Raw genomic sequence first — 12,514 nt, 5'->3', positions numbered from 1 at the left:
CGTCGATGTCGGGGAAAGCTTGCACTCGGAAAGGTCGACGTCCCACTCCGGGAAGCGGGACAACAACTTACGGTGGATGTCGTGGATCGGTGGATCCTCGAAAATGACGGTCCCCGCCGGGATGTCGATGTTGGCTTCGATGATCTCGAGGATCGCGCCCCGGGCCGAGCTGAAGGTCTGGTAGTCGACGAGGGCGTCATCGACGTCTGCGAACCGGCTCAGTGCGTAGCAGTCGTGTTGCTCGTTGTAATACAGCGGTGCTTTGTCGCGCAGTCGCCCAAACATCGGGTAGGGATCGGCGATCAGTCCCACGTCGTACGGGTCAAAGTAGACATCGCTGGCCGCGCTGACTGTCACGGGTAATCAATCGCCTCTCGCAGGAACCACGTGCACCTGTGCCCAGAGCGGGCAGGGTGCCGCCACTGAACTGTGTCATCACCCAGCGATGGGTGTCAACGACGAATCCGTTTCGGCTAGTTGTAGTTCTAGATATTAGAGAACCTGATTCTCGCCGGCAAATGACGTGCGCTATTTGCTGAGGTCAGGCGGTGGCCGGACGTGTTTCGCGGGCTAGTGTTAGCCGACGAATCCGGCAGAGCAGAAGTCCCACACCTCGTCAGCGGTGATCGGGTGAATCGTCGCATCGTCGGAGCCGCCGCTGGACTGCGCGATGAACATCACCGTCTGCATCGTCATCGCGGCAATGCGGCGCGGGTTGAGCCCGTCGCGCAACTTGCCCGCGTCACAAGCCGCTTCCATGAGCTCGGTCAGCAATGCCAGCAGTGGCGCGTGAGCGATCTTGACCTCGGCGGGGTGCGTTACCAGTAACCGCGGGGCAAAGTCGGTGAACAGCGGGCGCTTGGCCGTGGGGTCCGGCCGTGAGGCCTCATACAGCAGCTCCACGGCGACCTTGAGCCGCTCGAGCGGGTCGGAATGGCTTTCGGTGGCGGCCCGGATCTGGTCGGCCGACCGGCTCAGCGCATCCTCGAACAACGCGAGCAATAGCTCGTGTTTGCCGTCGAACTGCAGGTAGAAGCTCCGCAGGGACTGGCGGGAGCGGTCCACGACCTCCTGGACGGTAAAGTCCGTGCTGCCTTTTTCGATGATGATGGCCTGGGCGGCGTCGAGGAAGCGCTGAACGCGCTGCGCCGCACGCAGTTTCGCTGTCTTTATCGATCGCTCGACGGCGCGCTGTTTCCAGGCCGGCTCTTCGCTTGGGTTGGTCACGGACGGCTCGGACGATTGCCGCGAGGGAAGAACATGATTGGACTCTACCGGAGAACGCCGTGACATCGCTGCGCTCGACCCCCTCTCGGACCAGGTGTTGGAGATTGTAACTTTCTTGCTGCGAGAATACTATTCTCCTAGACGTGTGTATAGAAGCGGAATCGCAAGAGTGAACCGTGCCGTCGGCGGAAACCCGGATCTACCGAAAATTCACCCGCTAGCGAATCTCAAGGGAGTGCTGTGCAGCTGACCTTCGACACCGACGTCGAGGATTTCCGTGCGGAATTCGCGGCCTTTCTGGACGCGAATCCGCTCGACGCGGCGCAAACGGGCGAACGGCCCCAATCGAGTTCGGACATTCCGCAGTGGGCCCGCCGCTGGCAGCGGTTGCTGTTCGACAATGGGTGGCTGGTGCCCGGGAACCCGCCGGAGTTCGGCGGTCGCAACGCCACGCTGCTGCAGCAATATGTGTACCTCGAGGAGTTGTCGCGGCGGCGTATCTATCAGAGTTTCAATCCGCAGGGCGTGGGCATCATCGCGGCATCGTTGTTGTCTTTCGGCACGCCGGAACAAAAGCAGCGCTGGGCGGTGCCGATTCTGCGTGCGGAGATGACGGCGTCGCTGGGGATGAGCGAGCCCGGTGCGGGCTCCGATCTCGCCTCGCTGAAGACGCGTGCGGTGCTTGACGGTGACCACTTCGTCGTCAACGGGCAGAAGGTGTGGACGTCGGGTGCCCATCACGCCGACGTGCTGCTGACGTTCGTGCGCACCGATCCCCATGCGCCAAAACACAAGGGAATCAGCGCTTTACTGATTCCGACCGACACACCCGGCGTGGTGTGTCGTCCGTTCGCCTCGGTGGGCGACATCGAAGACGTCGACTTCAACGAAGTCTTCTTCACCGACGTGAGAGTGCCGGCCGAGAACTTGGTGGGCGAGCTCAACGCGGGCTGGCGTGTCGCGACCGGTTCACTCGGCCACGAACGCGCCATGCTGTGGCTGGACTACGCCGACATGCTGCACGCGATGACGGTCGAGTCCAGTCCAACCGGACCCATGCAGCGGGATCGCTACGCCACGCTGGTGATGGATTTTTACGCGATGCGGTTGCTTGGGTCGGCGACGTTGGCCAAAGCCGCGCGCGGCCAAGAAGATGTTCCCGCGCAGTCGGTGCTCAAGCTGCTCGGTTCGGAGGCGATGCAGCGCGCGTGCGAGGACGCCCTGAACGCCAAGGGGGGCGACGGACTGGTGTTGCGCGGGGTCACCGCGCCATTCGCTCCGCTCAACCTGGACAGCCACTACGGCAGCTGGTTTGACCGCTACGCGCGCACCTTCGCCGCGACCATCGCCGGCGGTACGTCCGAAGTGCAGCGCAACATCATCGCCGAACGAGTCCTGGGACTGCCTCGCGGTTAGCAGTTATTGGTGGCGGGGTCGTCCAGGCACCGCTGCAAATGGTCGGGATCCTGGGTGTCCAGCCAGGAGTAATAGCCGATCGCGATGAGCCCGGCGATGATTGCCACCGTCCCCAACACCATGCCCGCTACCGCGGCCCGGGGATTGGTGGCTTCTCCGCGACTCGCTCGCCGTCGGGCGATGTCGCCCGTGATCAGCGCCGCGATACCCAAGGGCACCCCGATCAGCAACCAGCAGGAGACGAGTGCCAACCCGCCCAGGACCACCGCAGCGACGCCGGCCTGATTTCGATGTTCCACGGGATAGCGCATGTACGCCAATACTAGGCAATGTGCGCCCGCGCGCGACTCGCGGGCGCTACAGCTGCACCAGTCGCGGCGCAGATCCCTTGGCCCGCAAGGCTACTCCGGCCTGCGAGGTCAGTTCTCGGGCGCTGCCGAGCAGGTTGTCCAGAATCAGCGACCGGGTGATGTGGTGATGAAGCTGGTGCTCGGCGGTGAAACCGATACCGCCGAGCACTTGCTGACAGTGCCGCGCCGCGGTCAGCGCCGCCTGACCGGCCGCCGCTTTGGCCAGCAGGCTGGCCAGGTCGTCGGGGTCATCCGATGCGGTGCTGGCCGCGTGCAGGGTCGCTTCGGCGCCCTCGACCGCGACCAGTGTCTCGGCCAGTCGGTGCCGGATCGCCTGAAACGAGCTGATGTGACGGCCGAACTGCACCCGGTCCAGCGCGTGCTGGCGCGCGAGTGCGAGCATCGCACGGCTGGCGCCCACCAGCCACCAGCCCAGTGCTTGCCGACCGGCGGCTAGCCCGGCTTGCGCAGCTGAATCGCCTTCTGCGACGGGATGTATCGGCAACTCGCTGTCGATCGCCGAACTCGGGATCTCTTCGCGATTCCAAACCACCCAGGAGCCACCGGCGAACGGAAGCGGGGTGACGCCGCCGGGGGCCCGTCCGGCCGCCCGCAGCACCACATCGTTGAGCACCGGCGCGTGCGCGCCGGTCTCGCCGAGCAGTCGGAACACCAAAGGTATTGCGATATTCGGGATTTCGTCCAGCATGTCGTGCCAGCCGAGGTCGGCCAACGCCACATCGAGCTTTGCGCCGCAAGCCCCGCCCATCGCGGTGCGCAGCGACTCGGTCAGCAGCCGCAGTTCGGAGTCTGAGGCCAGGTCCACGATCACTCCTTCCCGAGGTCGAGAAGCCGGCGGGCGATGATGTTGCGCTGAATCTCGGCGGTCCCGCCGTAAATGGTCGACGCGCGCGAGTACAGGTACTCCGAGCGCCACGGTGTGTCATCGAGCTCGAGGTCGCCGGGCAGCAGATCGCGCACGGTGTCGTACAGCCGCTGCTCGGCGGAGGCGAGCAGCACCTTGTCGATGGAGGTGTCGGGGCCCAGGCGGGCGCCGTCGCGCAGCCGGTATTGGGTGGCACGGGAGCGGCAGCGCAGCGTGTGCAGCGCGAGATACGCTGCGCCCAGGTCGTATTCGTCGTGGCCGCGGTGCTGGCTGCCGCCGGACACCTCGGCGATGAGCGCATCAAAACGGGAGTAAAGGTAGGCGATGCGCTGCCAGAAGCAGGTGGACCGCTCGAAGGGGAGCAGGTCCATCGCGAGTTTCCAGCCGTCGCCCGGCTTGCCGAGCATCCGGCTCGACGGGATCACCACGTCGTCGTAGTACACCTCGCAGAACTCGTCGACGCCGTGCATGGTGCGCAACGGCCGGATGGTGATGCCGGGGGTGTCGAGGTCGACGAAGAATGCGGTGATGCCGTCATGGCCGGGTCCGGTGCGGGTCAACAGAACGCAGCGGGTGGAGAACTGCGCGAAGCTGGTCCAGACCTTTTGCCCGGTGACGATCCAGTTGTCGCCGTCTTGGACGGCCCGAGTCGTCAGCGAGGCCAGGTCGCTGCCGGAGCCGGGCTCGGAAAAACCTTGGCACCATTGTTCTTCGCCGCGCAGCAGCCGTGGCACCATCTCCGCGGCCAGTTCCGGCGGGGCGTAGTCGATCATCGTGGGTGTCAGCACCTCGAGCATCGAATACGGGCCGGGCTCGGCCAACCGCCGGCCCACCACCTCTTCGCCGACGATCGCGCGCAGCAACGCCGGCCCGCCCAACCCGCCAACCTCTTCCGCCCAGCCGTAGCGCATCCAATCGGCGTCGTACAAAGCCCGGCTGACGCGGCGGAACTGCAGCATGTGCCCCTGCAGCGAGTGGTCGGGTCCGGGCGTTAAGTCGTTCTCGTCGAGCCACTTACGCAGACCCGACCGGAACTGCTCGACATTCACGGCTCGGCTCTCATGGCTGCGGACGGCCGATGGCGTGCGGACGCCCGGAGTCGTGCACACCGCTGCGACGAATGAACGTCATGGCGCGGGTCTTGAGTCGCCAGCCGTCCGCGGTCCTGGCGTAGGTATCGCGGTAGTAGCCGATCCGCATGTCGTGCGTGGAGCCGTCGATGAAGCACAACGGCTGGGTGCCGCTCGCCGAGTCGCCGTCGAGGTTCTCGACCAAGGCGGTTCCGGTGAGGAACAGGCCCTTTGGTGCGGCAGCTACCAGCTCCGGAAACCTGTCCAGCTGGTAGGTGGAGCCGAACGCGCTGTAGGTTCCGTCCGGTGTGAAGACGCCGATCAGGCCGTCGATGTCTTCTTGGGTGATGGTGACGGCGTAGCGGGCGAGCAGCTGCTGGATCTCGACCAGATCGTCAGTTCTGTTGGGCTGTGTTGACATAGACCTTGCCGCCTTTCATGACAAAGCTGACGCGCTGGGTAACGGTGATGTCTTCCAACGGATTTCCGGGTACCGCGATGATATCCGCGAGCTGACCCGACGCGAGCCGGCCCCGGTCGGTCTTGTTGATGAGGTCGGCGGCGGTGATCGTGGCGGCCCGCAGCACCGCCAGCGGTGGCATCCCCCATTCGACGAGGGTGACCAGCTCGTCGGCGTTCTTCCCGTGCGGGATCGCCGGCGCGTCGGTGCCGACCGCGATCTTCACGCCGGCCTCGTAGGCGGCCTTGATCGAGGTTTCCGCCTTCGGGAACATCTCGGCGGCCTTGTCCTGCAACTCTTTCGGAGCGCGGGATACGTCCATCGCCTGGGCGAGCCTGCGGGTGGTGACCAGGAACCGGTCGTTGTCGACCAGCATCTGGATGGCCTCGTCGTCCATCAGGAACCCGTGTTCGATGCAGTCGATACCGCACGCGACCGCGTGCTTGACCGCCTCCGCGCCGTGCGTGTGGGCGGCCACGCGCAGCCCGCGCCGGTGCGCCTCGTCGACGATCGCGCGCAGTTCTTCGTCCGAATAGTGTTGTGCGCCAGCCTCTCCGGTTAGCGACATCACGCCGCCGGACACGCACACCTTGATGAGCTGGGCGCCATGCTTGATCTGGTAGCGCACCGCCTTGCGGATTTCGTCGACCCCGTTGGCGATGCCCTCTTCGACCGTGAGCTCAAGGGCACCCGGCATGAAGGCGGCGAACATCGTCGGGTCCAGGTGCCCGCCCGTCGGCGTGATCGCGTGGCCGGCCGGGATGATGCGGGGCCCGTCGATCCACCCCGCGTCGATGGCCTTGCCCAGTGCGACGTCGAGCAGGTAGCCGCCGGTCTTGACGAACAGGCCCAGGTTGCGCACGGTGGTGAACCCGGCGCGCAGCGTGCGCCGCGCATTGCCGACCGCGCGCAGCACCCGCGTCGGGGGGTCGTCCTGCACCTGGGACAGCCCCGGTGTCTCGCCGCGCCCGCCCATCAGGAGGTTGACCTCCATGTCCATCAGCCCGGGCAGCAGGATCTGACCGCCCAGGTCGACTATGTCGCCCTCGGGATCACCACCGATACCGACGATCCGGTCGTCCTCGATCTTTACGACGCCAGGCGAGACGATCTCACCGGCGTCGACGTCGAGCAGCCCGGCGGCCTTGAGCGTCTGCACGTGTCAGATCACCGGTTCGCGAATGACTTCGACCCACGCCGCGCCACTGTCGGGCACCCGCGGCTGCTTCCATGCCTCGATCGGGAACGACACCATCACCAGCGACTGCATGATGTGCATCAGGCTCTTCGCGTCGTCCGGCAGGTCGTCCAGCGGGAACTTGTCGCAGTACGCGATCACGTCGTTCAGCTTCGGGAACGCGACGTCGTAGAACGCCTGCATCTCGGGCATCGTCGAGGCCAGCCGCTTGGCATAGCGCTCGGGCTCGGTGGCCAGATCCCACTCCAAAAACGGCTCCAGGGCGGCGAATTCAGACGGTAACGCCATTGCGCTGGTACTCCTTCACATAGTCGCCGGTGGTCTTGTGCAGGTGGCGGATCAGGACTTCCTGGTCGCATAGCAGGAACTCCTTGACGGCACGGGTACCGATCATGGTCTGGGTGGCCTCCAAGGTGTTGGCGTCCTGCAACGCATACTCCTTGAACGTCACGGCCGCCAACTCCTGGGCCAGCCGCTCTCGCGCATTGCGCGGCGGAACGAAATACAGCGACGATTCGAAGATGTGCTTGTCGACCGCAGTCGGCCAGTAGTGGTAGGTCAGGTACCAGCCGGGTTCCCAGATCAGCAGCATGAAGTTCGGGTAGAACAGCCACGAGTCGATGCCCCACTGCGGCACCTTCTTCACGTTGACACCCGGCGGCAGTTCGAAGTTCTCCATCAGCTCGGGCTTGTCCCACGGACCGAACAAACCGCTGCGCAAAACCTGGTCCAGCGGCTTGACCATGCTCATGTCCGCCGGCGGCGCCTGACCACCCCAGGTCGACTGCAGGCTGTGCGGGCCGGCCACCTCGTAATGCAGCGCCTCGTAGCCGTACTTCTGGATCTTGGCGGCTTCCTCCTTGGTGTACTGCCCCTGGTGCAGGATCGGCGCGTGGTAGAACTCGACGAACGCGTCGATGAACAGTTTCCAATTGCTGCCGACCTCGGCCCGGTACGAGTACGTCTCAGTCATCTCGCCGAAGGGATAGCCCTCGATGCTCTTGGCCAGCGGCCCGAGGTAGTCGGTGAGCGGCGCCGCGTTGTCGTCGAAGTTGATGAAGATGAAGCCTTCCCACACCTCGCATCGAACCGGTGCCAGACCGTACTGACTCTTGTCGAGGTTGAAGAACTCGTCTTCCTGTTGCACGAAGGTCAGATCGCCGTCCAGGCTGTAACGCCAGGCGTGGTACTTACAGGTGAACTGCCGGCAGGTGCCGGAGGTCTCCTCGTTGGGAAAGTCGTTCCACACCAGCTTGTTTCCGCGGTGGCGGCAGACGTTGTGGTAGGCCTTGACCGTTCCGTCCTTGGTCTTGGTGATGATCACCGAGGTGCCCTTGCCGGTCGCCGGCAGTTCCCTGGTGAAGTAGCTGCCCGTCTTGGGTAGCCGCTCGACCCGGCCGACGTTGAGCCAGGTCCTCCTGAAGACCGCGTCGCGTTCGGCCTCGAAGAAAGCCGGGTCGATCGAGTCGGTGTAGTCGACCGGCGCGGTTCCCAGCTCGGGGTAGTTTTCAGTCCAGCTGCCGGCGGCTGGCTTGGGGAAGTGGGCCACGTTCTTAACCTCTCTTGTCTAGGTCTTGCCGCCGGATTCGGCGGCCTGTTCGAGCTCTACGCCAAAAGTGTTGAAAGCCATGGCCAGCAGGGCGTAGCAGCCGACCGTGAAGACGAAATCCATGCGCTGCCGGTCGTCGAGGCGCTCACCGAGCGCCGTCCAGGTCCGGTCCGACAGTTGAGACTGTTCCTCGAGTTCGTCGACCGCGGTCAGCACCGTGCGATCGAACGGGTCCGCGGCCGTGCCCCGCCGAACGTCGTCGATCTGCTCGTCGGTGATGCCCTCCGCCTTGGCCATGCTGACGTGGTGCGACCACTCGTAGGCGCACTCGCGGCGATGCGCGACGCGCAGAATGGCCAGTTCGCGGATGCGGGCCGGCAGCGTCGACGTCATCAGCAGGTGGACGTTGAATCGGAGGAAAGCCTTGGCCAGGGGCGGGTGGTGGGCCAGCGTGGACAGCGCGTTATTGGTGTCTGCGCCCCGCATTGCCGAGAGTGCCTGCTGGGTAGCCTCGTCCCACTGATCCGCGGGCAGCGGCGACAAGCGCATTAACGGTGTCCTCTCGGCGAAAGAGAATCAGATTCTCATTTATAACCAACAGATTTGCACGATTCGCTCGGTTGGTCAATGCCAACGGGTAGTGTGCCGCGGCTGGCCGAGAAGCTTGCCGCTCTGCAGCGGCAGGTCGAGACTACGAGGTGGCACCGTCCTGTGATTGATGAACAAATCTTTGGTTTCTTCTTTGTTCCCGGGCCCGGTGCTGGCCTTTCGGTGGTCGCGTAGTTGCACGTGAGAGGGCAATCAGGGGTGAAATGGGGTATACCGGAGCGGTGCCCGGATTTGCTCGTCCGGTCCTGTGGATGTTGATTCTCACCTGGCGAGAAGCTAGTTTTCAGAGGTAGCGGTGCGAGACGACAGCCAATGCCCTTGGAGCAGACTGCACGCGGACCCGATGGAGAGGGAAGCGCATGAACAAAGAAGACATGATGCTGATCAGCGTCGACGACCACACCGTCGAGCCACCCGACATGTTCAAGAACCACCTGTCGAAGAAGTACCAGGACGACGCACCGCGGCTGGTGCACAACGATGACGGCTCGGACATGTGGAAGTTTCGCGACACGGTCATCCCGAACGTCGCGCTGAACGCGGTCGCCGGCCGGCCCAAGGAGGAGTACGGCATCGAGCCGACCGGGCTCGACGAGATCCGGCCCGGTTGCTACAACGTCGACGAACGCGTCAAGGACATGAATGCCGGCGGCATCCTGGCCTCCATCTGCTTCCCGTCGTTCCCGGGTTTCGCCGGGCGGCTGTTCGCCACCGACGACCATGACTTCTCGGTCGCGCTGGTGCAGGCCTACAACGACTGGCACATCGACGAGTGGTGCGGAGCCTACCCCGCGCGATTCATCCCGATGGCGATCCCGGTGATCTGGGATGCCGAGGCGTGCGCCGCCGAAGTCCGCCGGGTGTCGAAGAAGGGCGTGCACGCGTTGACCTTCACCGAAAATCCCGCCGCGATGGGCTATCCCAGCTTCCACGACGACTACTGGAACCCGCTGTGGAAGGCCTTGGTGGACACCGACACCGTGATGAACGTGCACATCGGTTCGTCCGGGCGGTTGGCCATCACGGCGCCGGATGCGCCGATGGACGTGATGATCACGCTGCAGCCGATGAACATCGTGCAGGCCGCCGCCGACCTGCTGTGGTCGCGGCCGATCAAGGAGTACCCGGACCTGAAGATCGCGCTTTCCGAGGGTGGGACCGGCTGGATTCCTTACTTCCTGGAGCGCGCCGACCGGACCTACGAGATGCACTCCACCTGGACGCACCAGGACTTCAAGGGCAAGCTGCCCAGCGAGGTCTTCCGCGACCACTTCCTGACCTGCTTCATCAGTGACAAGGTTGGAGTGGCGCTGCGCCACATGATCGGCATCGACAACATCTGCTGGGAGGCTGACTACCCGCACAGCGACTCGATGTGGCCGGGTGCGCCGGAAGAGCTGTGGGATGTGCTGTCCACCAACAACGTTCCCGACGACGACATCAACAAGATGACCTACGAGAACGCCATGCGGTGGTACTCGTTCGACCCCTTCACGCACATTTCGCGCGAACAGGCGACCGTCGGTGCACTGCGCAAGGCCGCCGAGGGACACGACGTCTCGATCAAGGCGGCGGGCCACGACAAGGACAGTCGGGCCGGCTCGTCCTTCGCGGACTTCGCGGCTAACGCGAAAGCCCTTTCCGGCAACAAGGACTGACGTCCGGTTCCCCGGCGAGCAGAAGCGCACTCGCATCGGACCGTGATCATGCGAGTGCGCTGGGGACACCTTGGCGGGGGACTGCTCGCGCCAAACAAGGAGGCGCCTGTGAGCGGGATGAATTTTGAGCTGACCGATGACCAGGAGCTGATCCGCAAGTCGGTCGCTGAGCTCGCGCGCAAGTTCGACGACCAGTACTGGATGGAAAAGGATCTCGCGCACGAGTTTCCGACCGAGTTCTACAAGGCGATAGCCGACGGCGGCTGGCTCGGTATGACGATCCCGACCGAGTTCGGCGGCCACGGACTCGGAATCACCGAGGCGACCATCCTGCTCGAGGAGGTGGCCAAGGCCGGCGGTGCGATGAACGCGGCCAGTGCGATCCACCTGTCCATCTTCGGCATGCAACCCGTCGTGGTGCACGGTTCGGACGACCTCAAGGCGCGCACCCTGCCGTCGGTGGCGACGGGCGAGGTGCACGTCTGCTTCGGTGTGACCGAACCCGGTGCTGGACTCGATACTTCGCGCATCACCACGTTCGCTAAGCGCGACGGCGACAAGTACGTCGTCAATGGCCGCAAGGTGTGGATCTCCAAGGCGATGGAATCGTCCAAGATCCTGTTGCTGACCCGCACCCAGAGTTATGACGAGGTCACCAAGAAGACCGACGGGATGACGCTGTTTCTCACCGATCTTGATCGCCGACGCGTCGACGTCCGCCCGATCCGTAAGATGGGCCGCAACGCCGTCAGCTCCAACGAGTTGTTCATCGACAACCTAGAAGTACCGATCGAGGACCGAGTCGGCGAGGAGGGCAAGGGATTTCAGTACATCCTCGATGGCCTGAATCCCGAGCGGATGCTGATCGCGGCCGAGGCGCTCGGCATCGGCCGGGTGGCGCTGGAAAAAGCGGTGAAGTACGGCAACGAGCGTGAGGTCTTCGGCCGGCCGATCGGCATGAACCAGGGCCTGCAGTTCCCGCTCGCGGATTCGCTTGCCCGCCTCGACGCCGCCGAACTGATGCTGCGCAAGGCCACCTGGCTGTACGACAACGGCAAACCCTGTGGGCGCGAAGCGAATACCGCAAAATATCTCTGCGCCGATGCGGGCTTCACCGCCGCCGACCGGGCGTTGCAAACCCACGGCGGCATGGGCTACGCCGAGGAATACCACATCACCCGCTACTTCCGTGAGTCCCGGCTGATGAAGATCGCTCCGGTCAGCCAGGAGATGATCCTGAACTTCCTGGGTGCTAACGTCCTGAAATTGCCGAGGAGCTATTGACGTCCACCGAAGAACCCGTCCTGCTGTCGGAGGACAGCGACGGGGTGCGCACCCTGACGCTTAACCGACCGCGCCGCAAGAATGCGATCAATCCCGAATTGTGGGTTGCGCTGCGCGACGCCCTGCACGCCGCGGGCCGTGACCGTCGCGTGCGTGCGCTGGTGCTCACCGGCTCCGGCGGCAGCTTCTGCTCGGGCGCCGACATTGGGGTCCCCGACGACCTGCATCCGCGATACAAGCTGCAGCGCCTGACCGACGTGGCGCTGGCGCTGCACGAACTGCCGATCCCGGCGGTCGCCAAGGTCACCGGCGTCGCGGTGGGCGCCGGTTGGAATCTGGCGCTGGGCTGCGATTTTGTCGTCGCGACCCCGGAATCGACGTTCTCCCAAATCTTTTCGAAACGCGGTCTGTCGATCGACCTCGGCGGGTCCTGGCTGCTGCCGAAAATCGTCGGCCTGCAGCAGGCGAAGCGGCTCGCGTTGCTGGCCGAAACCATCGACGCCGCACAGGCATTCGCGATGAACCTGGTGACCTGGGTGGTGCCCGCCGCGGAGGTGGATGCCTTTGTCGACGGCCTCGCCGGCCGGCTCGCGGCCGGTCCGCCGTTCGCCCTCGCGCAGACCAAGGCACTGCTGAACGACGGCGCCAGCAGCACCATGCGCGACGCGCTGGCCAACGAGGCGCGCGCGCAGATCGGCAATTTCGCGACGACGGACGCGGCGGCCGCCTATGCCGCGTTCGCAGAGCGGCGAGAGCCGTCGTTTACTGGGCGTTGGGCCCTGTCGAAACCTGACACAGAGGAGTAGG

13 protein-coding genes and 2 pseudogenes are annotated in these 12,514 nt (G+C 64.6%); 5 read left to right on the top strand and 10 right to left on the bottom strand.

The genetic code is table 11. The features are described from left to right. Positions 1-54: 54 nt before the first annotated feature. Positions 55-357, bottom strand: a pseudogene (locus MJO58_RS23800) (cytochrome P450); the annotation flags it as partial. A 219-nt stretch (positions 358-576) separates the two neighbouring features. Then, on the bottom strand, positions 577-1,227 hold the full coding sequence (locus MJO58_RS23795; protein WP_090606627.1) for a TetR/AcrR family transcriptional regulator: 651 nt from the start codon (positions 1,225-1,227) through the stop codon (positions 577-579). Positions 1,228-1,467: 240 nt separating this feature from the next. On the opposite strand from MJO58_RS23795, the pseudogene MJO58_RS28990 reads away from it, so the two are divergent. Together MJO58_RS28990 and MJO58_RS28985 are read left to right on the top strand one after the other, a co-directional pair. Next, a pseudogene (locus MJO58_RS28990) lies at positions 1,468-2,124 on the top strand (acyl-CoA dehydrogenase family protein); the annotation flags it as partial. Between the two features lie 9 nt (positions 2,125-2,133). After that, positions 2,134-2,643, top strand: coding sequence for an acyl-CoA dehydrogenase family protein (locus tag MJO58_RS28985; protein ID WP_434086388.1), 510 nt, complete (start codon positions 2,134-2,136; stop codon positions 2,641-2,643). Here MJO58_RS28985 and MJO58_RS23785 read toward each other — a convergent pair. From MJO58_RS23785 to MJO58_RS23750, 8 genes are read right to left on the bottom strand one after another with little or no spacing between them, the layout of a single operon-like run. Then, positions 2,640-2,954, bottom strand: coding sequence for a DUF4190 domain-containing protein (locus MJO58_RS23785; RefSeq protein ID WP_239721199.1), 315 nt, complete (start codon positions 2,952-2,954; stop codon positions 2,640-2,642). The genes MJO58_RS28985 and MJO58_RS23785 overlap by 4 nt on opposite strands. Positions 2,955-3,000: 46 nt before the next feature. Further along, positions 3,001-3,762 (bottom strand): acyl-CoA dehydrogenase family protein, encoded by a 762-nt coding sequence (locus tag MJO58_RS23780; protein ID WP_239723430.1) that lies wholly within the window; start codon positions 3,760-3,762, stop codon positions 3,001-3,003. A gap of 59 nt (positions 3,763-3,821) precedes the next feature. Further along, positions 3,822-4,928, bottom strand: a complete 1,107-nt coding sequence (locus MJO58_RS23775) for an acyl-CoA dehydrogenase family protein (protein ID WP_090606619.1) — start codon at positions 4,926-4,928, stop codon at positions 3,822-3,824. A gap of 10 nt (positions 4,929-4,938) precedes the next feature. After that, positions 4,939-5,370 carry a nuclear transport factor 2 family protein gene (locus MJO58_RS23770; protein ID WP_090606616.1) on the bottom strand — a complete coding sequence of 144 codons (432 nt, stop codon included), beginning with the start codon at positions 5,368-5,370 and terminating at the stop codon, positions 4,939-4,941. Further along, on the bottom strand, positions 5,345-6,568 hold the full coding sequence (locus MJO58_RS23765; RefSeq protein ID WP_239721198.1) for a metal-dependent hydrolase family protein: 1,224 nt from the start codon (positions 6,566-6,568) through the stop codon (positions 5,345-5,347). The genes MJO58_RS23770 and MJO58_RS23765 overlap by 26 nt, the downstream gene beginning before the upstream one ends. A gap of 3 nt (positions 6,569-6,571) precedes the next feature. After that, positions 6,572-6,895 (bottom strand): hypothetical protein, encoded by a 324-nt coding sequence (locus MJO58_RS23760; protein ID WP_090606610.1) that lies wholly within the window; start codon positions 6,893-6,895, stop codon positions 6,572-6,574. Next, a complete protein-coding gene (locus tag MJO58_RS23755; protein WP_090606607.1) occupies positions 6,879-8,156 on the bottom strand; it encodes an aromatic ring-hydroxylating oxygenase subunit alpha in 1,278 nt (425 codons plus the stop codon). Before MJO58_RS23755 ends, MJO58_RS23760 begins: the two co-directional genes overlap by 17 nt. Before the next feature lie 18 nt (positions 8,157-8,174). Next, on the bottom strand, positions 8,175-8,705 hold the full coding sequence (locus MJO58_RS23750) for a carboxymuconolactone decarboxylase family protein (RefSeq protein ID WP_239721197.1): 531 nt from the start codon (positions 8,703-8,705) through the stop codon (positions 8,175-8,177). Positions 8,706-9,124: 419 nt separating this feature from the next. Here MJO58_RS23750 and MJO58_RS23745 point away from each other — a divergent pair, with 419 nt between their 5' ends. The 3 genes from MJO58_RS23745 (at position 9,125) to MJO58_RS23735 (ending at position 12,513) form a co-directional block, all read left to right on the top strand. After that, positions 9,125-10,423 carry an amidohydrolase family protein gene (locus tag MJO58_RS23745; RefSeq protein WP_239721196.1) on the top strand — a complete coding sequence of 433 codons (1,299 nt, stop codon included), beginning with the start codon at positions 9,125-9,127 and terminating at the stop codon, positions 10,421-10,423. 117 nt (positions 10,424-10,540) lie between these two features. Continuing rightward, positions 10,541-11,707 carry an acyl-CoA dehydrogenase family protein gene (locus MJO58_RS23740; protein WP_090606599.1) on the top strand — a complete coding sequence of 389 codons (1,167 nt, stop codon included), beginning with the start codon at positions 10,541-10,543 and terminating at the stop codon, positions 11,705-11,707. Continuing rightward, on the top strand, positions 11,704-12,513 hold the full coding sequence (locus tag MJO58_RS23735; RefSeq protein ID WP_239721195.1) for an enoyl-CoA hydratase/isomerase family protein: 810 nt from the start codon (positions 11,704-11,706) through the stop codon (positions 12,511-12,513). The genes MJO58_RS23740 and MJO58_RS23735 overlap by 4 nt, the downstream gene beginning before the upstream one ends. Position 12,514 lies beyond the last annotated feature (1 nt).

The organism is Mycobacterium lentiflavum, from assembly GCF_022374895.2.
In the GTDB taxonomy this organism is placed as follows: Bacteria; Actinomycetota; Actinomycetes; order Mycobacteriales; family Mycobacteriaceae; genus Mycobacterium; species Mycobacterium lentiflavum.
The sequence above is the reverse complement of the archived record's forward strand: the minus strand, read 5'-3'. Positions and strand labels throughout refer to the sequence as shown.